Below are 22397 nucleotides of genomic sequence, written 5' to 3'. Positions count from 1 at the left end.
GCGCGCCAGCCGGTACGCGCAGCAGGACATCGAACAGATTCTGAGCGGGCTCAGCCGCCCGGGCGCAGCACGTAGCCTTCGCCGCGCACGGCATCGAGCGGCAGCGCCAGACCTGTGCGGTCGAGCACCTTGCGCCGCAGGCGGTGCAGCAGCACGTCGAGCCGGTGCGGATCGGCGCCGCTTTCATCGCGCGCGCGCCCGGGCGCGGCGTCGAGCATGGCCTCGCGCGTGACCAGCTGATCGCGCTGCGCCCACAGCGTCTGCAGCACGTAGCGCTCGGACCCGGTCAGCGCCATCGACTGGCCGTTCGGCGCGAACAGACACCAGCCGTCGGGTTGCAGTTGCCAACCCTCTTCCGCCACCTGCGGCGCGCGCGACAGGCGTCGCGCCAGGCTGAAGATCGTCGCGGCGAGGATGTCGATCTCGACCGGCTTGACCAGATAGGCATCCGCGCCGCCGCTCAGGCCGCGCAGCCGGTCGGGCGGTTCGCCACGGCCACTGAGGATCACGATGCCCAGCCCCGGATGCGCGGCCTGCAGCGACTGGGTCACGGTGAAGCCGTCGCTGTCGGGCAGGCCGATGTCGAGCACCACGATGTCGACCGGCGCCTGCGGCAACAGCGCTGCGAGCGCGGCGGCGGTGCGCAGCGGGCGCACGTCGAGACCATGCCGACGCAGCCCGGGCACCAGTACGCGATCGCGCAGGACGTCGTCGTCCTCGAGCAGAGCGACGCAGAGAGGGCGATCGGTGATGGGCAGAGAAAGATCGGTCAAGAGGGGGCGGCCTGGCCATGTGGCGTAACGGGCCGCACGTCGGGCGGTCCTGCCGACAACGCGCGCCCGGAGGTTGTAGCCAAATCACGCCCATGTCGCAACCGCCGTCAGGCTGGCCCTCGACGACGCCGGGCGCGACAATGACGGGCCCGCCTGAAGCGCGGCGCGCGTCCCGAACCCTGAGGTGTCCATGTCCGCTGCATCATCCGCGTCCAAACTCGAACAGCTGCGCGAGCTCTCCGTGGTCGTCGCCGACACCGGCGATGCCGACGCCATCGCCCGCCTGAAGCCGGTCGACTGCACCACCAACCCGACGCTGGTGCGCAAGGCGCTGGACCTGCCGATCTACGCCGATCTCGTCGAGCGCGAGCTCGAGCGGGCACGGGATCTGGAAGGCGACATCGACACGATCGCGCGCGTGGTCGTCGATCGCCTGACGGTCGGCGTCGGCCGCAAGCTCTCCAGCCTGGTGCCGGGCCGGGTGTCGACCGAGGTCGATGCCGACCTGTCGTTCGACACCGAGGCGACGGTCGCCAAGGCGCGCCAGTTCATCGATATGTACCAGGACGCCGGCGTCTCGCGCGAGCAGGTGCTGATCAAGATCGCCGCAACCTGGGAAGGCATTCGCGCCGCGCGGGAGCTGCAGCGCGAGGACATCGATTGCAACCTGACGCTGATCTTCAACCGCACCCAGGCGATCGCATGCGCCGAGGCCGGTGTCTTCCTGATCTCGCCGTTCGTCGGCCGCATCCTCGACTGGCACGTCGCGCGCGGCGACACGCCGGCGACGATCGATGACGATCCGGGCGTGCGCTTCGTGCGCGAGGTCTATGCCGAGTTCAAGCGTCGCGGTTCGCCGACCGTTGTCATGGGTGCCTCGTTCCGTTCGACCGCGCAGATCGAGGCGCTGGCCGGTTGCGACCGCCTGACGATCGCGCCGGACCTGCTGGAGAAGCTCGACGCCGAGCACGGCGACCTGCCGCGCAAGCTCGAGGCCGGCGACGACGATGGTGCGTTCGCGCCGCCCGTTGATGCCGCGCGCTATGCAGCCGATCTCGCTGCCGATCCGATGGCGACCGAGAAGCTGCGTGACGGCATCGCCGCGTTCGCCAAGGATCTGGACGCACTGCGGGCGACCATCGCCCAGCGCCTGCAGGCCCGCTGACATGCAACGGTGTGTGCGGGATGGCGTGCGCGTCGCCGCGTGCGGCGCGCTGCTGTCGGTGCTGGTCGCCTGCGCGCTGCCCGCGCGCGAGGCGTCCGCACCCGCCAATGCAGTGGTGGTGCCGGAAAGCCGGCCCGGCGTGACGATCGGGTATCTCGATGCGCCCGCATTCGACAGTCGCGTGCTGCTGCCGGCGCCGCCCGCACCGGGCTCGGCTGCGCAGGCACATGACGATGCGATCGCGGCGCGCAGTCTCGCGCTGCACGACACCGCGCGCTGGCGGCAGGCCACGGTCGATGCCGATCTGACGTTTCCGGCGGCCGAGCCGCTGTTCGCCTGCGCGCTCGGCGTCGAGATCAGTGCCGCGCGCACGCCACACCTCGTGCGATTGCTGCGTCGCAGCCTCGCCGATGCATCGAATGCGGGCCGCGCAGCGAAGGATCACTGGCAGCGCGGCCGTCCGTTCGTGCGCAATGCGGCGCCCGTGTGCACGCCCGAAGACATGCCACGGCTGACGAACAGCGCGTCGTATCCGTCGGGCCACACTGCGATCGGCTGGGCGTGGACGCTGATGCTGGTCGAACTCGCGCCCGAGCGCAGCGACGCATTGCTGCAGCGCGGCCGCGCGTTCGGCGAAAGCCGGCTGGTCTGCAACCTGCACTGGCACAGCGACATCGTGGAAGGCGAACGCGTCGGCGCGGCGACGTTCGCGCGTCTGCAGGCATCGCCCGACTTCCGCAGCGATCTCGACGCCGCACGCGACGAGATCGCCGCGCAGCGCGCAGCGGGTGCGACCCCCGCGCACTGCGACTCTGAAACCCTCGGCCTGCGGCAGTCGCCGATCCCGGCCGCCGACGCACGCGACTGACGGTGCCTGACCTGCCTGCTCTTGACGTGCCCGCGCCCGACCCGCGTCCACAGCCGCCCGAAGCGCCGTTGCCCAGCGACTGCTGCGACAGCGGTTGCGCGGTGTGCGTGCACGACAGCTACGCCGAGGATGTGCAGTACTACCGCGAACAGCTCAAGGCGTGGCGCGCACGGCATCCAGGCGAAGACTGATCCGGCGCCGGCTCAGTCGAGCCAGCGCAACGCATGAATGTGCGGCCGGACCCAGCGGTCGAACGCGAACACGATGACCATCGAGAGCGCGAGCAGCGGCAGCAGCAGCGCGGTCGCGACGATCAGCGCGAACAACACGCGCGTCGGTGTGGGTCGTGCGGTCCGCGGTGCACCGATGCGTCCGACGGGCCGCCGGCGCCACCACATCACCAGGCCGCTGACCGCCAGGCCCACGACACCGATGCACGCCGCGAGCATGACCAACTGGTTCGCGCGGCCGAAGTAGTTGCCCATATGCAGTTGCACGCCGAGCTCGATCGCCTGCGCCACGCGGCCGTAGTCGGCGAAACCGGCACTGACCAGCAGCGCGCCGTCGCGATCGAAGTGGTAGGTGATCTGTCCCTGCGGACGATCCGGATACGTGTAGGCCATCAACGCGCCGCGCGCGTCGGCGGGCAGGAACACGCGCAGATCATCCTGCGTGCCTGCGCTCCGCACGTGCGCGATCGCGCGTTCCAGTCCATTCGGTGTCCATGCGCGCGCCGCGCCGGCCTGCGGGCCCGGTGCGCCGTGATGGCCGTGATGCGTGTCCGGCGAGACCGGTGGCAACGGTGCCTGCTGCAGCGTCCACGGCACATCGTTGAAATCAATGCCGACGACGGGTGCGTCGACCGCGGCGTAGCGTCGATACACCGGTGGATAGCCTTCGCCGATCAGTTCCGCGCCGCCGCGGATCCAACCACCCCAGAACGCCGCCCACGGCAGGCCGGTGAAGATCAGGAACAGCACCAGCAACGCGACCCACAGACCGATCGCGGCGTGCAGCGACTTCCAGAACGCGCGGCCGCGTGCGCGTAGGTTCGGCAACAACGCCCGCCACGCGCGGCGGCCGTCGCGTGGCCAACCCAGATACAGACCCGACACGATCAACAGCACCGCCCAGCACGCGGCGAGTTCCATGACGTAAGCACCGAAGGTGCCGAGCATCAGCGAGCCGTGCAGCCGGTCCGCGATGCCGACCAGCGTGCGCGCCGGGGCCAGCGTGCCCAGCAGTGCGCCGCTACCGGGATCGATGAAAGCGACTCGCGTGTCGCCCTCTGCTGTCTTGAGATGCACGCGCGCGCTGCGCGTGCGATCGCTGGGCACATCGATGCGCGTCGCGGTCGCGTCGTCGACGCCGGCCTCGGCGGTGTCGATCATCGCCGCGAGCGCAACACGCTCCGACCAGGGCGCTGGTGCGAAGCGAAGCTCCGGATAGAGCGCATCGTCGAGTTCGTCGTTGAACAGATACACCGCGCCGGTCATCGCGAGGATGACCAGGAACGGTGCGACGAACAGGCCGGCGTACAGATGCCAGCGCCAGAACAGCCGGTAGCGATCGCCTGCATCTGCAGACTTCGGAAGACGGGCCATCGTCAGAACCGCGTGCGCAGGGTCATCTCGACGCTGCGCGGCGCGCCGAGATAGACGTGGGTGGCCGGATAGCCGGAGTACTCGCCGTAGAGCGCGTCGCCGAGGTTGCGCACGCGCAGCGCCAGCGAGGCGCGGCTCCAGTCGTAGCTCGCCCAGGCATCGAACGTGGTGCGGCCGCGGACGTAGATCGTGTTCGCGGTGTCGGTATAGAAGCCGCCGACGTGATGGCCGCTGGCGCCGATCGACACGGGCACGCTCGCGAACCGGTAGGTGCCTGCGAGCGTCGCGGTGCCGTTGGGCACGTTGCTTGGACGGTTGCCACGGCGGTCCACGCCGCCGGCTTCGATCAGCTCGTCGAAGCGCGCGCGTCCCCACGTGGCCGATGACTCCAGCCGCAGCCCGCGCGTGGCTTGCAGGTCCGCCGACAGTTCCAGCCCCTGCGAAGACTGGCGACCGCCCTGCACGCTGATCGACGAATCCGCCGGATCGCGGGTCAGGATGTCGTCGCGTTCGATCCGGTATGCGGCGGCGGTCAGCGACAGGCGTTCGTTCCAGGCATCCGCTTTGGTCCCGACTTCGGCGGACGTCGCGTCAGTGAGATCGAAGATGCCCGACGCGGTCTGGATCGTAAGCAGGCTCGACACCGGGCTGGCCGCGGTGGAGAACTGGCCGTAGAGCTGCACGTTGTCGCGCAGATCGAACACGCTGCCCACGCGCCACGACAGCGGCGAATAACGCGGCGAGAAGGTGGTCGTCGCACCGGTGATGCGGTTGTCGATGCTGCGCTCGAGATCGATCCGCTCGTAGCGCAGGCCGCCGACCAGCAGCCAGCGCGGCGTGAGATTGAACGCGTTCTCGACGAACACCGCGCGCGTGCGCAGATCGGTGCGGAACAGCTGGTCGCTGGTGTACACCGGCGAATCCGCACCGGAAAATACGCCTACTTCCGGATCGACCGGCGCGACCGGCGTCGTGCTGCCGCTCTGGCGTGGATTGACGAAGTCGGTGCCGTTGAGTTCGACGCCCGCGGTGAACCGGTTGCGGCGGCCGCCGAGCGGCCCGTCATGGGACAGCGCCAGGCGCTCGTTCCAGAACCGGTGATCGTGGAACACGCGCTGCGCCCCCCGCGCGTACTGACCGGTGCCGCGGTTGTAGAGCCAGTCGTCGGAATAGACGAAGTCACGATCCGCCTGATACCAGGCCACATCATTGCGGAGCTGCCAGCCAGAGGAGAGATCCATCGCCACGTTCCACCGCAGCAGGTCGCTGCGTGCGCCGGTGTGCGCGCCGATCGGGTTGTAGTTGACGCGGCGCGTGGCTGCGTCGATCACCAATCCGTTCGCACTGCGCACGACGCGCGAGGGTGTGATGGCGTCCTCGAGCGCGACCATCGGCGAGCCTTGATAGGTGCCGGTGCTGTCGTCCTCGGCGTGCTGCCAGGACAGCAGCATCGACAGCGCATCATGCGGCGTCCACGCCACGCTGGTCGACAGCGTGGACATCTCGACCCGGTTGTGTTCGATGTCGTAGAGGCTGTCGGACCGCAGGCCGCTGGCATCGAATCGCAGCGCCAGCGTGTCCGACAGCGGCTGGTTGATGCCGAATCCGGCGCGGCGGGTATTGAAGCTGCCGAACCCGAGCATGGCGTCGATCACTTGCGCCTCCGTGCTCGGCCGACGCGAGACCAGATTGATCGCACCGCCCATCGTGCCCTCGCCGTAGAGCACCGACGCCGGCCCGCGCAGCACTTCGACGCGTTCCAGTCCCCAGGTGTCGACATCGCGCGTCACGAAGGTCGAAGCGCCGATGCGCACGCCGTCGTGCAGCACCGAGATGGTGTTGCCGCTGAACCCGCGCAACGTCACCACGGCTGGATTGCCGGGCACGTTGCCGACCATCGCGCCATCGGCCAGTTCGAAGACTTCGCGCGTGGTGCGCGCGCCCTTGCGGGCGATCTTCTCGCGGCCGATCACCTGCAGCGATGCCGGTGTTTCGCGTTGCGACAGGCCGAGCCGGCTGCCGGTCTCCTGCGGCGCGTCGAGCGTGCGCAGGCGTTGGCCCTGCACCTGCAGGGTGTCGAGTGTGGTCGCCTGGTGTGTGGCGTCTGTCGACGACTGGGCGAATGCCGGCGCCACCACTGCGGCGGCGATCAGACTGGCGAGCAGGGAGATCGCGGGGGTTGTACGGAACAGGGTGTCGGCCGGTGCAGGCCGGGCGATTGCGGAACGGAACATGTGGGCATCCAGTGCGGGTGCGGCGCGGCATGGGCACGCGCGCACGGGCGACGCCGCGCACGCGCGGCCATCGCAGGAAAATGACGACCGGAGCGGTCGCCGCAGCTCAGCTCAGGCCGCGAGTGGCGGGCCGCGTGAGCCGAGTCCGCAGGGATGGCGTTCGACCAGCCGGAACGCGTGCACGACGCGCGCGCGCTGCGGCACATGCAGCAGGCGCGCGATCGCGAACCACAACACCGCCAGCATTGCGGTGGCGAGCAGCGGGCAGTAGCCGCAGTCCTGCATGTCGACATGCGCCGACGGTGCCGGGCGCGGCGCATCGTCAAGCAGGCTGTGGGGATCGACGATGCTGATCAGCGTGTCGCTGCCCATCGTGCACATCTCCATCAGGATCATGCGCGGCGCGCCGTCGTGCGCATGCGCGATGCGTCCGATCGACGGCAGCAACGCGAGCAGCAGCACGGCCGTCAGCGACAGCCAGGCGAATGCGTGCTGGAACCGGCGGCCGGCGATCATCGGCACAGTCTATTCGGGCATGCACGCAACTAGACGACGATGCGCGCGCTGCAGGCCGCGACCGATCGTCGCACCCGCATTGGCGACCGGCGTCAGAGTCGACGCAGCGGCACCACGTACTGCTGCGCCTGGCCGGCCGCATCGGTCCAACGCTGGGTGACCTGCGCGGTATCCGCGGTGAGGCGTTCCCAGCAGAACGCGCTCGGCGCCTGCAGCGGCTCGAAGCACGCCTTGCCGGGCACCAGTTCGACGGCTTCCCAGGTGAAGGTCATCCAGGTCGAGGTCACACGGCCCGCGTGCAGCGCGACCACGCTGCCATCTTCGGCCTGCGCGAACGTCGCATCGCCGTAGCGCGTGGACCGCATCTCGGTCTGCGACGGAAAGCTGTATTGCTCGTAGAACGGCGCGCCATCCGGACCGGTCCCCTCCCAGCGACCTTCGAGAAAACGCAGATGGGCGAAATCGGCAGGCGTGAACATCGGGCGGGTCTCCGACATGGGGGCGCACGCCCCGAGGAGTGACACAACGAGCAGAACGACTGGCAGGCGCATCGGCGGCTCCTTCGATCCGCCCGCGGGCGGTTTTGTGGACTGTACGCCTGCCGCCCAAGCCGGCGCGATGTGCGTTCGCGATCAGCCGGTCGTGCCCGGGCGGCTGCCGCCACGCACCCACGCGAAATCGATCAGACCCTGCGGCACGCATTCCCGCACTGGCGTATGCGGCGCAACCAGAAATTCCGCACGCTTGCCGAAGAGCCCTGCATGCACGCGCACGATCGCCACGCCGGATGCCACGCCGGTGATTGTCGAATGCGACGACGAAAACTGCAGGAAATGCTGCGCCAACACCGCGTCGACGAGCGCGGAGAGCGGTGCCGTATCGGGCAACGGCACCGCCACGGTCAGCGGGTTCATCTGGTCGTCCGCCGAGCACACCGCCTCGCGCGTGACCGTGATCGTCTGCAGCGGGGCTTCGTGTGCGGTCATGCGTGCGCTGCGATCGATCAGAACGCCGGAATCACCGCGTCGCGGTACTGCGTCTGGATGAAGCTGCGCACTTCCTCGCCCGTCAGCGCGGCAATCAACTTCTGCACGCGCGGGTCGTCGCGCTTGTCGGGGCGGCCGACGAGGAAGTTCACGTACGGCGAATCCTGGCCTTCGATCGCCAGCGCGTCCTTGCCGGGATCGAGACCGGCGTCGAGCGCGTAGTTGGTGTTGATCAGCGCGAGGTCCACCTGGTCGAGTACACGCGGCAGCATCGCGGCATCGAGTTCGCGGAACTTGAGGTTCTTCGGATTCGCGGTGATGTCGCGCAGCGTGGCGAGTGCGTCGTCCGGATCCTTCAGCGTGATCACGCCGCTGTGGTGCAGCAGGATCAGCGCACGGCTGTTGTTGCTCGGGTCGTTGGGGATCACCACGTCGGCGCCATCCGGCACCGCGTCGAGCGAGGTGTAGCGACGCGAGTACGCACCGAAGGGTTCGATGTGCACGCCGGCGAGCGTCGTCAGATCGGTGCCGCGGTCGCGGTTGTAGGCGTCGAGGTAGGGCTCGGTCTGGAAATAGTTGACGTCGATCTGGCCCTGCGCGACCTGGTCGTTGGGCTGCACGTAGTCGTTGAAGATGCGCACCTGCAGATCGACACCCTGCGCGGCGAGCAGCGGCTTCACCACTTCCAGAATTTCGGCGTGCGGCACCGCGGTCGCGGCAATCGTCAGGCGCTCGCCATTCGCGCCGGATCCGGAACCACCGCAACCGGCGAGTGCGGACAGCAGCAGGGCGGCAGTGGCGAGTCGGGGCAGCAGGGCCATGTCGGATCCGGTGAAGCGAAGGGGCCGATCAGTATCGGGGTCTGCGCGTGGGGATCGAGTGCGGGGGTGGAAATCAGTGTGTGGTGGGGAAGCAGACCGCGCCTTCCCCCGCTTGCGGGGCATTGGGCCCTTTACGGGTGGAAGGTTGGGATGGGGGCGAGCCGTCCGGCTGCAGGAAAGTTCTTCCGTGCCATCGCTCGGATCCGATGACATGGAGGCCTGTAGCTTCGCCCCCACCCAACCCTCCCCCGCGTCGCGGGGGAGGGCTTCAAGCGTCGCCCTACCGCCGCGTGAACCGCGCCACCAGCCGGTCGCCGACCATCTGCAGCACCTGCACCATCACCAGCAGCGCGACGACGGTGACGATGGCCACGTCCGTCCGCGAGCGAAGATAACCGTCTCGATACGCCAGATCACCGAGACCGCCGGAACCGATCGCACCACCCATCGCGGTGAAGCCGATCAGTGCGATCGTCGTCACCGTGGCGCCGGCAATCAGGCCCGGCAGCGCTTCGGGCAGCAGCACGCGCGTGACCAGTTGGCGCGTGGTCGCGCCCATCGCGAGGCTGGCTTCGACGACGCCACGGTCGATCTCGCGCAATGCGGTCTCGACCAGGCGCGCGTAGAACGGCGCCGCGCCGACGACCAGCGGCAGGATCGCGCCGCGCACGCCCAGCGATGTGCCCATGGCTTTGAGCGTGATCGGGATCAGCACGATCATCAGGATGATGAAGGGCACCGAGCGCAGCAGGTTCACCACCAGCGACAGCCCGCCGTACAGCACCGGGCGCGCGTGCAGCTGGCGCGGTGCGGTGAGGTAGAGCAGCACGCCGAGCGGCAGGCCGATCAGCAGCGTCAGCGGCAGCGAGCCGGCGAGCATCAGCAGAGTGTCGACCGTGGCCTGGCCGATCTCGACCCACTTGCCGGCATCGACGTTGGGCAGCAGTGGCGCGCTCATCGCGGCACCTCCTGCACGTGTACACCGGCGTCGGCGAAGCTGCGCGCGGCGGCGTCGAAGCGGTCGCCGGTCACCGCCAGCGTCAGCTGGCCGTAGGGCAGGCGTTTGATGCGATCGATGCGTCCCGAAAGAATGGTGTAGTCGATACCGGTCTCGCGCGCGACGCGGCCGAGCAGCGGCTGCCAGGTCGCATCGCCGGTGAAGGTCAGCCGCAGCAGGCGACCTTCGACATGGGCGATGTCGTCGTGCTGCGCGCCCTCGTCGATGTCTTCTGATTCGGCCACGAAGCGCCGCGTCGTCGGATGCTGCGGATGCAGGAACACGTCGGTCACCGGGCCGCTTTCGACCAGATGCCCGGCATCGAGCACGGCGACGCGATCACAGACCCGGCGCACGACATCCATCTCGTGGGTGATCAGCACGATGGTCAGGCCGAGTTCGCGGTTGATGCCGTCGAGCAGCTGCAGCACCGAGGCGGTGGTCTGCGGATCGAGCGCGCTGGTGGCCTCGTCGCAGAGCAGGATCTTCGGCTCCGTCGCGAGCGCGCGCGCCACGCCGACGCGCTGCTTCTGGCCGCCCGAGAGCTGCGCCGGATACTTGTCGCGATGCGCTTCGAGTCCGACGCGCACCAGCAGTTCCTGCGCGCGCGTGCGCGCCTGCGCTTTCGACACGCCGGCCAGGCGCAGCGGAAACGCGATGTTGTCGATGACGGTCTTGGCCGACAGCAAATTGAAGTGCTGGAAGATCATGCCGACGCGGCGGCGCAAGGTCCGCAAGCCGTCGCCATCGAGCGTGTCGAGGCGTTGGCCGTCGACGGTCAGGCGCCCGCCACTCGGCGTCTCCAGTCCGTTAATCAATCGCAGCAGCGTGGATTTGCCCGCACCGGAATGGCCGACGATGCCGAACACCTCGCCGGCCTCGATCGTGAGATCGAGCGGATGCAGCGCGACGGCCTCGCGCCCGGCGGCGGAATACGACTTGTGGATGCCTTCGAAACGGATCACGGCGATGGGCTTGCGGGCGGCCGGGCAGCCTAGCAGGGCGTCGCGGCGGCAGCGTTTCAAGCATGCGGCCCCAGTGTCCCGAAATCCGTCAAACGCCGCGCCGAACGCCCCACGTGGCGCGGGGCGGTATCATCGCGGCCCCGGGTCTCGCACCGATCGCATAGGACGTACGCACGTGGCCGTGAATCAGGAACAGCTGGACAGGATCAAGTCGGGTCAGGGCTTCATCGCCGCACTCGACCAGAGCGGCGGCAGCACGCCCAAGGCGCTGAAGCTCTACGGCATCGAGGAAGCCGAGTACGCGAACGACGCGGAGATGTTCGGCCTCGTCCATGCGATGCGCACCCGCATCGTCACCAGCCCCGCCTTCAGCGGCGAGCGCGTGTTCGGCGCGATCCTGTTCGAGCGCACGCTCGATGATGCGTTCGAAGGCCAGGGCGCCGCCGAATACCTGTGGCAGGTCAAGGGCGTCGTCCCGTTCCTGAAGATCGACAAGGGTCTGGAAGACGAGGCGAACGGCGTGCAGCTGCTCAAGCCGATCCCGGGCCTGTCGGACCTGCTCGCACGCGCGAAGGCCAAGGGCGTGTTCGGCACCAAGGAGCGCTCGGTCATCAAGCAGAACAACGCCGCCGGCATCGCCGCGGTGCTCGACCAGCAGTTCGAACTCGGCCAGCAGGTGCTCGACGCTGGCCTGGTGCCGATCATCGAACCGGAAGTCGACATCAATTCCGCCGACAAGGCCGACATCGAGACCACGCTGAAGCAGGGCCTGCTCGAGCGCCTCGACAACGTGGCCCCGGCGACGCCGGTGATCCTCAAGCTCACCCTGCCGGAAGTCGACGGTTTCTTCCGCGAACTGGTCGAACACCCGAGCGTGCTGAAGGTCGTCGCGCTGTCGGGCGGCTACAAGCGCGATGACGCGAATGCACGTCTGGCGAAGAACCCCGGTGTCGTCGCCAGCTTCAGCCGCGCGCTGACCGAAGGCCTGAGCGCGCAGCAGAGCGATGACGCATTCAATGCGTCGCTGGACACCGCCATCGAGTCGATCTATCGCGCGTCGGTCGCCTGATACGCAGCGTCAGTGAGCTCATCAAGAGCCGGCGCATCTGCGCCGGCTTTTTTGTTGTAAGGCGCGGCATGTGTAGGAATTTGCACCCGGTCCGGAAGCGATGCGTGGATCGTTCATCAGCACCGTGTGAAGCGCGCGGCGCGACCGCGTGAACGAATGTGCCGCGATCGTTAGCAAGTGGTGTGTTGGAACGGCACTGTTCTCGACAACCCCGAAGTGTGGATAAATGTCGAGGGCGTGAGGCGGCTGATTACACCGCGGGTTGCGCGACGCGGTCATAGGGTTGGATCCATCGCGGCACACGCCTGAAGGATCACCTGATGTCACAGCCGGTATTCGTCACTCATTACATGGTCCGTCGCCCGAAGGTGGGCACTCCATCGTCTTCGCGTCCGTTCGAAGATGAAGAACGTATCCGACACGGCGCGTACGCCTCTGGCGATCCACGTCCGGCCTCGCGATTGCGATTCAAGACCGCATCTGCTGTCCGTCGGGCGAGCTGACGGGTGCAATGTTCAACGCGGTGTCTGACGTCGCACGTGGCATATGCGTTGAATCTGGCTCTCCGCAGTCCGTTGCGCGGCGTATGCGCCCGCGTGCGAGGGCGCGCCATGCGCCGCACGCGCGACATCATTGACGCTTGCCGTGGGGCGGGCTCTCTCGTCCCGCCTGGATCTTCCGACGAAAACCGCGCTCGCACTGTTCGCGCCATGATTCCAGGTCTCGCGCTTGCACGGACGCCCGACGAGCGCTCGGAAACGCCTGCGCAGCCGGATGGTCGCTCAGTGTCGCCACGACTGGCCGGCAGTCCTTATGTCGGCGAGGACGCGCGCTTCCAGGCGTTTCCGACGTTCTCCTGAAAGGCCTACGTCTGTTCCTGCGCGGCATCACCGATGGCATCCGCCTGCGGTGTCTGGCCTGTCAGCAACCCGTTCTGGTCTCCAGCCGCGACCGTTGGGCGTGGCGCTGTCAGGCGCAGTGGACGCTGCAACTGCACTGTAGATACGACGCGGCTTCCACAGCGCAACGCTGTGACTGGGTTTCAAGAAACATCATATGTTACGTTAAAGGCCGATCTTCTGAATCATCGGCCCACCATGTCCTTTTCCGATCCCGCTGCGGTGTCGCAGTACGCCGTCAATCTCGTGCGCCAGGTGCCGGGCGTGCATGCGCTCCACCGGATGACACACGTTCTGCTCGACGAGCACGTGCCATCGCACGGACAGGTACTGGTGCTCGGCGCGGGCGGCGGCATGGAGCTCAAGGCATTCGCTGGTGCGAGTGCTGACTGGACGTTTACCGGAGTCGATCCGTCGTCCGAGATGCTCGCGCTCGCCACGCGCCTACTGGGACCGCTCGCCTCCCGCGTCGAGCTGGTCGAGGGTGATATCGATGCCGCGCCGGAGACCGCGTTCGATGGCGCCACGTGTCTGCTCACGCTGCACTTCCTGTCGCGGGACGAACGCCTGCACGCATTGCGCGCGCTGAAGCGGCGTCTCAAACCGGGTGCGCCACTCGTCATTGCGCATCACAGCGTCTCCGATGATCCCGACGAGAAGCGCGCCTGGTTCCGCAGATGGGCCGCGTTTGCGGCAAGCAACGGCGAGTCGGACGACAGCGCCAACGCGCGCGCCGACACGGTCGCGGAGCGCTTGCCGACGCTGTCCCCGGACTGCGAAGTTGCCTTGCTGGAAGAAGCGGGATTCAAGCGGCCTGCCCTGTTCTACGCAGCGCTGACGTTCAGAGGCTGGGTGGCTTATGCCTGAGCGTGTCTGACGCGCGCGACGGACGTCGGGTCGCTCAGGCGTTGGACTTGCCGACGAACGCCTCGAACACCGCCAGCGTTTCCGGGCTCACGTGATGTTCGATGCCTTCCGCATCGCGGCGTGCGATGTCGGGCGGCACGCCGAGCGCGACGAGGAAGGATTCGACGGTCTGGTGCCGCACGCGGCTGGCGCGGGCCAGCGTCTCGCCGGCATCGGTCAGGTACGCGCCGCGATAGGGCTTCTGCAGCACCAGGCCGTCGCGCACGAGGCGCTGCAGCGTGCGTGCGACCGTGGGCTGGGCGACGCCCAAGCGTTCGGCGATGTCGACCTGGCGCGCGCGGCCGGTGGTGGCCAGCAGATCGGAAATCAGTTCGACGTAATCCTCGACCAGTTCCACCCGTCGCGCCTCGCGCACCTGGCGGAAATTCTCGACGTGGACCTCCGCGTCCGGCAGGCCGGCGTCGCGCGCGGCCTGGGCGGCGGCCTTCTTTCGAGCGGTCATGGCAGGGGTCCCGATGGCAGCGTGCATATTGTGACCGATCGCGCGCGCCGATCAGGCAGCCCTGCGACCCGCGTGCGTCAACGCCCGCGCGCCGGTGTGACTCAACGCTTCGGGCCGCGCCACGCGCGCACGGCCGCGTACAGAATGCCCAGGCTCACACCCAGACCGATCCACTGCCAAAGCGTCATCTCGCTCATGGCGTGACCTCGCCATCGTCCTTCGGCAGCTGCGCGACCTGCGCCGGGCGTCCGCGCGAATCGAGCGCAATCATCACGAAGCGGCCGCGCGTGCACAGCTCGCGGTCGCCGCTGAGCAGATCCTCGGCGATCAGTTCCACTTCCACCTGCATCGACGTACGGCCCACTTCGACCACGCTCGCGATGATCTCGACCAGCTGGCCCTGCTTGATCGGCAGCTTGAAGTCGACCTGTTCCGAGCGCGCGGTCACCACCGTGCGACGCGCATAGCGCGACGCGGCGATGAAGGCGGCCTTGTCCATCCACGCCAGCGCGGTACCGCCGAACAGCGTGCCCAGATGGTTGGTGTGATCGGGGAACACGATCTCCAGCATGCGGGCTTCGGTCTTGGGGGTGTCGACGATCTTGATGATGGAGGTCTCCGGGTAGGGGCGCCGGACGGTGCGTGGCCTGGCAGGATGGAAGCGGCGTCTATGTGCCGATCGGATGTCGGCGACGCGCGGCGCGCTGAACAGGGTCCAGGACCGAATTATGGGTGACGAACCTAGGGCCGTCACGAGGACCGGCCTGAAGACGGCGGCGCTACGCTGGCTGCACCGTATGTGCAGAGTGTCGACATGACCGGAATTTCCAGCGCGCTGCCTCGTGCCGAGCCCTTGCAGGCGCGAGTCCGAGCCGATATGCCGCCCGCCGCCTCCACGCTGTCCCGTCAGGGGGAATCGCTCGCGGATGTCGCGCAGCGTGCAGGGACGTCCGAGGCCGCCCTGCGCGACGCCAATCCGACGCTGACGCCATTCGATGTGCTGCCCGCGAATACCTTCGTTTCGACGCCGGTGCCGGCGCCTGCACCTCCCGACGACGCATCCACGCCCGTTTCCGGCGATGGACGCGGCGCCATTCCCGACAGCACGCCCAGAACGCCGCACAGCACGCTGGCCGAGATCGAGGCAATTCCAATACCGAATACACGCGACCTGCCAGCGCAGCTGCCGCCGGAAGACAAGCAGCAGATCCTCGACGCGCGTCAGGCCACCTATGACGCGCGCGTGCTCGCGCTGGCCGAGGCAGGTCTGGCATCCGACGCGCCGCAGTTGTCGGATTACGCAGCGTTGCCGCTGCCGATCGCGCACGCGGAATATCAGATGGCGCTGCAGCAGTACCACAGCGATATCGCCGCACTGCAGGGCGTCGTGGCCGACAGTCGCCAGCGCCAGCTCGAAGCGTCCCCGGCCTTCCAGGCGTTACCGGCCGAGCAGCAGGAGGGCGTCAACGACGTGCTGCGGGATCCCGCTTTCCAAGCGCTGCCGATGGCCGAGCAGCAGGCGATCATGGCGGCGATGCTGGCCGGCGAGTACCACGTCACCGGCGTCTCGTCCGTCGACGACCACGGCTTCAATTCGGGCGACGCGGACGCCGTGCAGTTCGACATCACGATCGATGGCCATACGACGCCGGTCTACCTACCGGTCGAGCCGGATCCTGCGCTCGACTACCATGGCCTCGACGAGGCGGCCAACGGCCTGGCGTCATTGCCGGCCCACTCGCGCGAGCGGATCGAGCGTGTCGACGTCAATCCCGCCGCCAACCCCGACGATGCCCACTGGGCGCAGGAGTACAACAGCCCCGGGTTCCGTTCCTACATGACGGCAGGCGCCGACGGCATCGTGTCGATCTATCCGTCCCAGGGCGGCACGCCAGGCCAGGAGTCGCTCAATGGCGGGTTGGCACATGAAGTCGGCCATATCGTCATGGGGCAGGATTTCAACTTCCTGGACACCATCGCCTGGTCCATGGCCATGGCGTCGGACGGCCAGTCGGTGTCGGATTACGCGGACAACTCGATCAAGGAAGACTTTGCCGAGAGCTACAAGCTGTACCTCTCGGTGGTCGGCACATCGGAGGAAGCGGCGGCGCGTGCGCAGTATCCCGAACGCTTCGAGATGCTCGACCGGATCACGGGCAATGACTGATCACGACGTTGCGCGGCCAGACAGCGATCGACGGCCGCGCCCCATGTCGATGCACGTGCGGCTGCGCAACTGGTGGGCCGGCATGTGCCGTCTTCCGCAATGGCTGCTGCCCATGTGCCTGCTCGCAGTCTCGGCATGTGCCACAACGCCCCCGCCTGCCGCGCCATCCGTTCCGGAGTCCTCGCCCATGACCGTGACCTCTCCCAAGACTGCGTCAGCAGGACCGGCCGGGCGTGCCTACGTCGGACGCATCGACGATCTGCATCAGAGCGTCTCCCTTCAGGTCCGCCCCGATGCCAGCGTGCGCCTGGTGCTGATGTATGCGCTGCACACGCCGCCCGCAATGGTCGAAGAATACGAAGGACAGATGGTCGAGCGAGAGAGCGGCTGGTGCCTGACGCCGGCGCCGAAGTCGTTCCAGCCCTGTTTCGACCTGACCGCGGAACAGGCCACGCTGACGCGTGTGTCTGGCGAGCGGGTCGATCTGCGCCACATCGAGCGCTGAGACGCATCGCGCGTCCCGGCATTGCGTTGCACGCAGTGTCGAGCGCCGGCGCGGGCCACGCCGGTCGATCCGCAGTGAATGCAGTCGCGTCGGCGCCGCAACAGCGCGCCGACGCAGGGTGCCTCAGAGGTTGATCGACACGGCCTGTGCGATCTGGCCCGGTGCCTGGAAGCCAGGCAGGCGCGCGGCCTCGGCGCCGTCCTTGAACAGCGCCAGCGTCGGCGTCTGGCGCAGGCCGAGCGTGCGGAAGAAGTCCTCGCCGATCGTTTCCATCTTCACCTTCAGCAGCGCGACGCCGGCGGCGTCCTCGCTCGCGGCGAACTTCGCCAGCGACATGTCGAGCATCTTGCAGCCCGGACAATCGTCCTTGTAGTAATCCACCAGCAGGCGCGGATGCGCGGCGAGGGCGGCGGCGTAGTCGTCAGGGGTGGAGGCGTGGAGCGTCTGCATGGGGGATGTTCTCGAACGGTGCGTTGGCTAAAGCAAGAATGGTGTCGGTCCAGCGTTGGATCGTGGCGGCGTCGCGCTCGCCGTGGGGCATCTGTTCGATCTCCAGCCGCGGGTAGGGCGTGTTGAAGAACGCGCCCATGCGCCGGGCCGCCCCGCAGTAGTACTCCTCGCCCCACTGCGTCTCGCCGGTGCCGAACACCGCGACCCGGTCCGGCTTGCCGACCGCGGCGACGAGGTCTTCGATGAAGCGCTTCATCTCCGGCGGCGTGCGCCCGGCATTGATGCTCCAGCTGCCGAGCACGTAGAGATCGTGTTCAGCGCCGTCGGGGCAGGCCTTGGCCAGCGTCTGGATATCGGCATCGATCCAGGTGACGGCATGGCCCAGTGCTTCGCACCGCGCGCAGATCGCACGCGCGACATCGCGGGTATTGCCGCTCAGCGATGTGTGGGCGAGGAGGATGCGCACGAATAATCAGCCGCCGAATTTTTCAAGCATTTTGAAAACGCGCTCCCCCACTTGGAGCAATCCGTTAGCCCGAATCGCTGAATCAGCCAGACGATTCATTCGGCCCCACATCTGGCTAAGCAATGCCGTAGCTTCGTTATTTGCTTCCAAGATCGGACCGCCAGCCAGCGCGATGTCACCGAATGCGTACTTCACTGCGTCCTTAAGAGAACTCGCGCCACGTATCGGATAGTCGGCAATGGCGATTTCAGCAATCTTTATGTGCTTTCGAATCAACGCGATTAGAGAGCTTGGAAGTGACGAATCGCTGAGAAGCAGTTCCAGATCGTTGATCAACGAAACCAGGCTAGAAAAATCTTCCTTGCTTATCGATTCTTCTTCGTCAGGCAGAAGGTCGCTGCAAAACACGAGGGCAGTGAAAACATCTGGAGTTAGATGTTGCTGCACGCTGGTGCAGTGTCCGGCAATTAGCAGAGGAGAGAGCGAGCTTCTAACTTTCTTAAGTGGAGGGCCGTATGTGGAACCAGACAAGCCTTTAACCACGAGCTGTTCCTGAAGAAGGTCGACTTCGGTCGCGAGCAGGTCAAGCGCATGGGCGATCGCGAGCTGAGCGACGATGCTCCGGTCGGATTCAATCTCAAGAACCCGTGCCCATCCGTTTAGTGCCAAGTCTCGTCCCGGAACGTCCCCCCAGCGACTAAGAGTCCGGTGGACTCGCCCAGCGATGTTGTTCTTCATCCGGTTTCAGTCCAATACGCTTGCGGCTGATAGCCTCAAAGATCATCAAACCCGTTATCCGAATTCGTCTTCTTGTACGACGCGTTCCGCATTTCAAAGAAGTCGGTCTTGGTCTCGGTGAAATTGTCGGCGTAGGCCTTGATCCACGGCATCACGTTGTCGGTGGTGTCGGAATACAGCTTCTCGATGCCGAGCATGCCGGCCATCTTGTTGGCGCGGTACTTCACGTAGCGCACCATCTCGTCGACGTCGATGCCGTCGATGCCGTCGAGCACCTCACTCGTCCAGCGCGTCTCGAGCTGGATCGCGTGTTCGAACGCATCGTGCACGTACTGGGTGAGCTGGTCGCCCTGCAGGGACTGGTTCTCGCCGACGATGGCGCGGATCAGTTCGCTGATGAACTTGCTGTGCGCCAGTTCGTCGCGGTTGATGAAGCTGATGATCTTGCCGGTGCCGGTCATCCGGTTCTGGCGGACCAGGTTGTAGAAGTACGCGAAGCCGGAATAGAAGTTGATGCCTTCGAGGATCGACGACTGCACCAGCGAGCGGATCAGGGTTTCGGCCGAGCGCTCACGCATGAAGTCGTTGTAGGACTCCATGATCGGCTGGTTGCGGGCGATGATCGTGGGATGCGTGCGCGCGAGTTCGAACACGCGGTTCTGGTCGGCGAGGCCGGTGATCGAGGCCAGCACGTAGCTGTAGCTCTCGTTGTGGATCACTTCCTGCTGGCCGATGATCGCGGCGTTCGCGTGCGCGGCCGGGTCGGTGATGTATTCGGCGACGTTGTAGATGTAGCGCGTCTGCGGCGAATCCAGCGTGGCTAGCAGGCCGATGATCGAATCGTAGGCGTTCTTCTCGCGCGCCGAGAGCTCGCCGTACTGCTTGGCGTCGCTCTTCATGTCGACCTCGTCCGGAATCCAGAAGTTGGTCGTGAGTTCCTTGTAGGCGCGATAGAACGACGGGTACGGAATGTCGTTCCAGTTGAGGATGCCGCTGGTCTGGCCGTTGATGATGCCGGTCGAACGGTTGGGGTGACGCGGCTCGAGGATCTTGATGCGGTCGAGCGGGGTGGACGTGGCGGCCATGTATGTCTTGTCTCGGAATTCGGTGTCGCGCCCCGAATCACGATGCGGCACGACGAATCACTCTGGAGGAAAGCCCCCCTGAGTCAGGGGGGCGCGCCAAGGGCGCGGGGGTCTGGGTGTTGGTAATGCAGGGTCCACGGTTCGCAACGCGAACCGTGGAAGCGAAGCGCGAATGCGCTTAGCTACTGCACCACTCGCATTCGGCGATATCGATATCGTTCGAACGCACGTAGTACGTGGTCTTCATGCCGAGATTCCACGCGGTCATATGCAGGTCGAGCAGGGTGCGCGCGGGGATGGTGCTGGGCACGTAGAAGTTGAAGCTGATCGCCTGGTCGACGTGGCGCTGGCGACGCGCGTTCTGGCGCACCGATGCGAACTGGTCGACCTTGTAGGCGCCCTTCTCGTAGTAGGGCCAGGTCTCCAGCGACAGGCCGGGGGCTGCGACCGGACGACGGTAGTCCTTCTTCTCTTCGTAATAGAACGCGGAGTAGATCGGGTCGATCGACGCGGTGGAGCCGGCGATCTGCGCGGTGGACATGTTCGGGGCGACCGCCATCAGCCAGCCGTTGCGCATGCCGTTGACGCCGACCTGCGCAGCCAGATCCATCCACTCGGGCGAGTTGTAGTTGCGGTCGCTGAAGTACGCGCCGGTGTGCCAGTCGCTGCCGGCGAACACCGGGTAGGCGCCCTTTTCCTTGGCGAGTTCCATGCTGGCCTGCACGGTCAGGAAGTTGATGCGCTCATACAGCGAATCGCTGAAGTCCTCGGCTTGCGCGTCGTTCCACTGGATGCCCTTCTGCGCCAGCAGGTGGTGCCAGCCGAAGGTGCCCAGACCGATCGCACGGTACTTCTGGTTGGTGATCGTCGCCTGTGGCACGGGCAGCATGTTGAGATCGATCACGTTGTCGAGCATGCGCACCTGGATCGGGATCAGGCGCTCGAGCACGTCGGTGATCAGATCGCTCTGGCCGGCCTGCGGCACGATCGCGCGGCCCAGGTTCACCGACGACAGATTGCAGACGACGAAGTCGCCGGCCTGCTTGGTGGTGACGATCTGATTGCCGGAGATGATCTCCTGCATCATCCGCGTCGGGCTCATGTTCTGCAGGATCTCGGTGCAGAGATTCGACGAGTACACGCGGCCGACGTGCTTATTCGGGTTTTTCCGGTTCACTTCGTCGCGGTAGAACATGAAGGGGTTGCCGGTCTCGAGCTGGCTCACCATCACGCGCTTGAAGATGTCGATCGCCTTGACGGTCTTGCGCGAGATGCGCTCGTCCGCCACGACTTCTTCGTACTTGCGGCGGAAGCTGCCGTTCGGGTCGCCCTTCTTCTCGTCGAAGAAATCCTGCAGGTAGAAGCCCTTGATCTTGTGGACCTCGTGCGGGTCGAACAGGTACCAGTCGCCCCGGCGGTCGACGGCTTCCATGAAGATGTCGGGGATGCAGATCGAGGTGAACACGTCGTGCGCGCGCAGGCGCTGGTCGCCGTTGTTGAGGCGCAGGTCGAGGAAGTTCTCGATGTCGCGGTGCCAGATGTCGAGATAGACCGCGACCGCGCCCTTGCGCTGGCCCAGCTGATCCACCGACACGGCGGTGTTGTTGAGCTGCTTGATCCACGGCACCACGCCGCCGGAGGAATTGGGCACGCCGCGGATGGCCGAGCCGCTGGAACGCACGTAACCCATGTACGCGCCCACGCCGCCGCCGCCCTTGGAGACGCGGGCGATGTCGGTGTTGGAGTCGTAGATGCCCTGCAGCGAATCGTCGACGGTGTCGATGAAGCACGACGACAGCTGGCCGCCGACCTTGCCGGCGTTCTGCAGCGTCGGGGTGGCGACGGTCATGTACAGGTTCGACAGCGCCCAGTAGGCCTCGCCGACGAGCTGCATGCGGCGCTCGCGGCCGCCCCTGGTCTCGTTCTGCATCAGGTACAGGGCGATGGTCAGCCAGCGCTCCTGCGGCAGCTCGAACACGGCGCGCGAGGTGTCGGTGGCGAGGTAGCGCGTGGCCAGCAGGTACAGGCCGTTGTAGGCGAACAGCTTGTCGCGCTCGGGCTCGATCATGCGGCCGGCTTCCTGCAGCTCTTCCTTGGAATAGGCGCGCAGGATGTCGTTGGAATAGATGGTGCGGTCGGCCAGCGATTCCTGCAGGCCGACGTAGGAGCCGTACTTCTGCTCGGCGTCGTAGAAGCGGTTGCGGCTGGCGCGCTTGTACAGGCGGTGCAGGTACAGGCGGGCGGCGAAGAATTCCCACTCCGGCGCGGTGACATCGACGCGGGCTTCGGCCTCGCGGATCAGATGGTCGGTGAGGTCGTCGGCGTTGACGGCTTCCTTGCGCTCGACGAAGCCGAACACGCTGCGCTTGTAGTCGACGATGTCGAGCTGCGGGAACTCGGCATGGGTGCGATCGATGCTGCGCTCCAGGCGCGCACGGTCGTACGGAATCCGGCGGTTGCCGGCTTCCTTGGTGATCCAGTTGGAGACGCCGGCATCGGCGTTGAAGACATCTGCAATTGCGGTGTTCATAACGGCACTCGGGGGTGGCGGCACCACGTCGTCGGGTTCGACGGCGGGCGGCGCAACGGGCATGGGGGATGGGGCGGGCGCGGTATCGGTGATCGGTGTGGCGTCTGCGGCGGCGGCCGGGGTCTCGGTCGCGAGGGTCTCGTGGCTGGTCATGCGTCCTCTCTATCTCTAGTGCATTCGCGCACACGAC

Annotated in this window: 24 protein-coding genes; 8 read left to right on the top strand and 16 right to left on the bottom strand. The window is 66.6% G+C overall.

Annotated elements, in window-relative coordinates:
- Positions 1–50 precede the first annotated feature (50 nt).
- Entirely contained in the window at positions 51–773 is a 723-nt protein-coding gene (locus tag ACZ9YD_RS11465; RefSeq protein WP_465075340.1) for a response regulator transcription factor, read from the bottom strand.
- A gap of 190 nt (positions 774–963) precedes the next feature.
- On the opposite strand from ACZ9YD_RS11465, the gene ACZ9YD_RS11460 reads away from it, so the two are divergent.
- From ACZ9YD_RS11460 to ACZ9YD_RS11450, 3 genes are read left to right on the top strand one after another with little or no spacing between them, the layout of a single operon-like run.
- Positions 964–1938, top strand: coding sequence for a transaldolase (locus ACZ9YD_RS11460; RefSeq protein ID WP_465075339.1), 975 nt, complete (start codon positions 964–966; stop codon positions 1936–1938).
- Position 1939: 1 nt separating this feature from the next.
- On the top strand, positions 1940–2806 hold the full coding sequence (locus tag ACZ9YD_RS11455; protein ID WP_465075338.1) for an acid phosphatase: 867 nt from the start codon (positions 1940–1942) through the stop codon (positions 2804–2806).
- A 26-nt stretch (positions 2807–2832) separates the two neighbouring features.
- Positions 2833–2997, top strand: coding sequence for an oxidoreductase-like domain-containing protein (locus ACZ9YD_RS11450; RefSeq protein WP_465075337.1), 165 nt, complete (start codon positions 2833–2835; stop codon positions 2995–2997).
- A gap of 12 nt (positions 2998–3009) precedes the next feature.
- On the opposite strand, the gene ACZ9YD_RS11445 is transcribed toward ACZ9YD_RS11450, so the two are convergent.
- The 8 genes from ACZ9YD_RS11445 to ACZ9YD_RS11410 all read right to left on the bottom strand — a co-directional run bounded on the left by ACZ9YD_RS11445 (position 3010) and on the right by ACZ9YD_RS11410 (position 10929).
- Entirely contained in the window at positions 3010–4410 is a 1401-nt protein-coding gene (locus tag ACZ9YD_RS11445) for a PepSY-associated TM helix domain-containing protein (RefSeq protein WP_465075336.1), read from the bottom strand.
- A gap of 2 nt (positions 4411–4412) precedes the next feature.
- A complete protein-coding gene (locus ACZ9YD_RS11440) occupies positions 4413–6644 on the bottom strand; it encodes a TonB-dependent receptor (RefSeq protein ID WP_465075335.1) in 2232 nt (743 codons plus the stop codon).
- Positions 6645–6755: 111 nt separating this feature from the next.
- Positions 6756–7160, bottom strand: a complete 405-nt coding sequence (locus ACZ9YD_RS11435; RefSeq protein ID WP_465075334.1) for a DUF2946 family protein — start codon at positions 7158–7160, stop codon at positions 6756–6758.
- Positions 7161–7252: 92 nt separating this feature from the next.
- Entirely contained in the window at positions 7253–7639 is a 387-nt protein-coding gene (locus ACZ9YD_RS11430) for a hypothetical protein (RefSeq protein ID WP_465075333.1), read from the bottom strand.
- Positions 7640–7792: 153 nt separating this feature from the next.
- On the bottom strand, positions 7793–8146 hold the full coding sequence (locus ACZ9YD_RS11425; RefSeq protein WP_465075332.1) for a hypothetical protein: 354 nt from the start codon (positions 8144–8146) through the stop codon (positions 7793–7795).
- 17 nt (positions 8147–8163) lie between these two features.
- Positions 8164–8967: a MetQ/NlpA family ABC transporter substrate-binding protein gene (locus ACZ9YD_RS11420; protein ID WP_465075331.1), complete on the bottom strand. Its 804-nt coding sequence runs from the start codon at positions 8965–8967 to the stop codon at positions 8164–8166.
- Between the two features lie 280 nt (positions 8968–9247).
- The gene (locus ACZ9YD_RS11415) at positions 9248–9925 is read right to left on the bottom strand and encodes a methionine ABC transporter permease (RefSeq protein ID WP_465075330.1); all 678 of its coding nucleotides are present in this window, start codon (positions 9923–9925) and stop codon (positions 9248–9250) included.
- Entirely contained in the window at positions 9922–10929 is a 1008-nt protein-coding gene (locus ACZ9YD_RS11410) for a methionine ABC transporter ATP-binding protein (protein WP_465075329.1), read from the bottom strand. The genes ACZ9YD_RS11415 and ACZ9YD_RS11410 overlap by 4 nt, the downstream gene beginning before the upstream one ends.
- A gap of 175 nt (positions 10930–11104) precedes the next feature.
- Between ACZ9YD_RS11410 and ACZ9YD_RS11405 the strand changes: the two genes are divergently transcribed.
- From ACZ9YD_RS11405 to ACZ9YD_RS11395, 3 genes are all read left to right on the top strand, one after another.
- The gene (locus ACZ9YD_RS11405; protein ID WP_465075328.1) at positions 11105–11998 is read left to right on the top strand and encodes a fructose bisphosphate aldolase; all 894 of its coding nucleotides are present in this window, start codon (positions 11105–11107) and stop codon (positions 11996–11998) included.
- Between the two features lie 710 nt (positions 11999–12708).
- On the top strand, positions 12709–12858 hold the full coding sequence (locus ACZ9YD_RS11400; RefSeq protein ID WP_465075327.1) for a hypothetical protein: 150 nt from the start codon (positions 12709–12711) through the stop codon (positions 12856–12858).
- Between the two features lie 237 nt (positions 12859–13095).
- Entirely contained in the window at positions 13096–13764 is a 669-nt protein-coding gene (locus ACZ9YD_RS11395) for a class I SAM-dependent methyltransferase (protein WP_465075537.1), read from the top strand.
- A gap of 34 nt (positions 13765–13798) precedes the next feature.
- On the opposite strand, the gene mntR is transcribed toward ACZ9YD_RS11395, so the two are convergent.
- Together mntR and ACZ9YD_RS11385 are read right to left on the bottom strand one after the other, a co-directional pair.
- Positions 13799–14266: a manganese-binding transcriptional regulator MntR gene (gene mntR / locus ACZ9YD_RS11390; protein WP_465075326.1), complete on the bottom strand. Its 468-nt coding sequence runs from the start codon at positions 14264–14266 to the stop codon at positions 13799–13801.
- A gap of 193 nt (positions 14267–14459) precedes the next feature.
- Entirely contained in the window at positions 14460–14837 is a 378-nt protein-coding gene (locus ACZ9YD_RS11385) for an acyl-CoA thioesterase (RefSeq protein WP_465075325.1), read from the bottom strand.
- Between the two features lie 306 nt (positions 14838–15143).
- Between ACZ9YD_RS11385 and ACZ9YD_RS11380 the strand changes: the two genes are divergently transcribed.
- Complete coding sequence (locus ACZ9YD_RS11380; RefSeq protein WP_465075324.1) at positions 15144–16433, top strand: LysM peptidoglycan-binding domain-containing protein; 1290 nt, start codon at positions 15144–15146, stop codon at positions 16431–16433.
- A gap of 187 nt (positions 16434–16620) precedes the next feature.
- Entirely contained in the window at positions 16621–16938 is a 318-nt protein-coding gene (locus ACZ9YD_RS11375; protein WP_465075323.1) for a hypothetical protein, read from the top strand.
- A gap of 123 nt (positions 16939–17061) precedes the next feature.
- On the opposite strand, the gene ACZ9YD_RS11370 is transcribed toward ACZ9YD_RS11375, so the two are convergent.
- From ACZ9YD_RS11370 to ACZ9YD_RS11350, 5 genes are all read right to left on the bottom strand, one after another.
- Positions 17062–17388, bottom strand: a complete 327-nt coding sequence (locus ACZ9YD_RS11370; protein ID WP_465075322.1) for a thioredoxin family protein — start codon at positions 17386–17388, stop codon at positions 17062–17064.
- Positions 17360–17854 (bottom strand): flavodoxin, encoded by a 495-nt coding sequence (locus tag ACZ9YD_RS11365; RefSeq protein WP_465075321.1) that lies wholly within the window; start codon positions 17852–17854, stop codon positions 17360–17362. The genes ACZ9YD_RS11370 and ACZ9YD_RS11365 overlap by 29 nt, the downstream gene beginning before the upstream one ends.
- 6 nt (positions 17855–17860) lie before the next feature.
- Positions 17861–18592, bottom strand: coding sequence for a hypothetical protein (locus ACZ9YD_RS11360; protein ID WP_465075320.1), 732 nt, complete (start codon positions 18590–18592; stop codon positions 17861–17863).
- 35 nt (positions 18593–18627) lie between these two features.
- Positions 18628–19677, bottom strand: coding sequence for a ribonucleotide-diphosphate reductase subunit beta (locus ACZ9YD_RS11355; RefSeq protein WP_465075319.1), 1050 nt, complete (start codon positions 19675–19677; stop codon positions 18628–18630).
- A gap of 178 nt (positions 19678–19855) precedes the next feature.
- Positions 19856–22360, bottom strand: coding sequence for a ribonucleoside-diphosphate reductase subunit alpha (locus tag ACZ9YD_RS11350; protein WP_465075318.1), 2505 nt, complete (start codon positions 22358–22360; stop codon positions 19856–19858).
- Positions 22361–22397: the final 37 nt, after the last annotated feature.

The organism is Luteimonas sp. AC640a (assembly GCF_979256585.1).
The sequence above is the reverse complement of the archived record's forward strand: the minus strand, read 5'-3'. Positions and strand labels throughout refer to the sequence as shown.

What these genes read in the sequence shown, in the direction of transcription:
- ACZ9YD_RS11375 (WP_465075323.1), top strand. Translation starts at nt 16,621, where the DNA reads ATGACCGTGACCTCTCCCAAGACTGCGTCAGCAGGACCGGCCGGGCGT.
- ACZ9YD_RS11415 (WP_465075330.1), bottom strand. Translation starts at nt 9,925, where the DNA reads ATGAGCGCGCCACTGCTGCCCAACGTCGATGCCGGCAAGTGGGTCGAG.
- ACZ9YD_RS11420 (WP_465075331.1), bottom strand. Translation starts at nt 8,967, where the DNA reads ATGGCCCTGCTGCCCCGACTCGCCACTGCCGCCCTGCTGCTGTCCGCA.
- ACZ9YD_RS11370 (WP_465075322.1), bottom strand. Translation starts at nt 17,388, where the DNA reads ATGCAGACGCTCCACGCCTCCACCCCTGACGACTACGCCGCCGCCCTC.
- ACZ9YD_RS11455 (WP_465075338.1), top strand. Translation starts at nt 1,940, where the DNA reads ATGCAACGGTGTGTGCGGGATGGCGTGCGCGTCGCCGCGTGCGGCGCG.
- ACZ9YD_RS11460 (WP_465075339.1), top strand. Translation starts at nt 964, where the DNA reads ATGTCCGCTGCATCATCCGCGTCCAAACTCGAACAGCTGCGCGAGCTC.
- ACZ9YD_RS11355 (WP_465075319.1), bottom strand. Translation starts at nt 19,677, where the DNA reads ATGGCCGCCACGTCCACCCCGCTCGACCGCATCAAGATCCTCGAGCCG.
- ACZ9YD_RS11395 (WP_465075537.1), top strand. Translation starts at nt 13,096, where the DNA reads ATGTCCTTTTCCGATCCCGCTGCGGTGTCGCAGTACGCCGTCAATCTC.
- ACZ9YD_RS11380 (WP_465075324.1), top strand. Translation starts at nt 15,144, where the DNA reads ATGCCGCCCGCCGCCTCCACGCTGTCCCGTCAGGGGGAATCGCTCGCG.
- ACZ9YD_RS11360 (WP_465075320.1), bottom strand. Translation starts at nt 18,592, where the DNA reads ATGAAGAACAACATCGCTGGGCGAGTCCACCGGACTCTTAGTCGCTGG.
- mntR (WP_465075326.1), bottom strand. Translation starts at nt 14,266, where the DNA reads ATGACCGCTCGAAAGAAGGCCGCCGCCCAGGCCGCGCGCGACGCCGGC.
- ACZ9YD_RS11400 (WP_465075327.1), top strand. Translation starts at nt 12,709, where the DNA reads ATGATTCCAGGTCTCGCGCTTGCACGGACGCCCGACGAGCGCTCGGAA.
- ACZ9YD_RS11440 (WP_465075335.1), bottom strand. Translation starts at nt 6,644, where the DNA reads ATGTTCCGTTCCGCAATCGCCCGGCCTGCACCGGCCGACACCCTGTTC.
- ACZ9YD_RS11425 (WP_465075332.1), bottom strand. Translation starts at nt 8,146, where the DNA reads ATGACCGCACACGAAGCCCCGCTGCAGACGATCACGGTCACGCGCGAG.
- ACZ9YD_RS11435 (WP_465075334.1), bottom strand. Translation starts at nt 7,160, where the DNA reads ATGATCGCCGGCCGCCGGTTCCAGCACGCATTCGCCTGGCTGTCGCTG.
- ACZ9YD_RS11430 (WP_465075333.1), bottom strand. Translation starts at nt 7,639, where the DNA reads ATGTTCACGCCTGCCGATTTCGCCCATCTGCGTTTTCTCGAAGGTCGC.
- ACZ9YD_RS11385 (WP_465075325.1), bottom strand. Translation starts at nt 14,837, where the DNA reads ATGCTGGAGATCGTGTTCCCCGATCACACCAACCATCTGGGCACGCTG.
- ACZ9YD_RS11445 (WP_465075336.1), bottom strand. Translation starts at nt 4,410, where the DNA reads ATGGCCCGTCTTCCGAAGTCTGCAGATGCAGGCGATCGCTACCGGCTG.
- ACZ9YD_RS11350 (WP_465075318.1), bottom strand. Translation starts at nt 22,360, where the DNA reads ATGACCAGCCACGAGACCCTCGCGACCGAGACCCCGGCCGCCGCCGCA.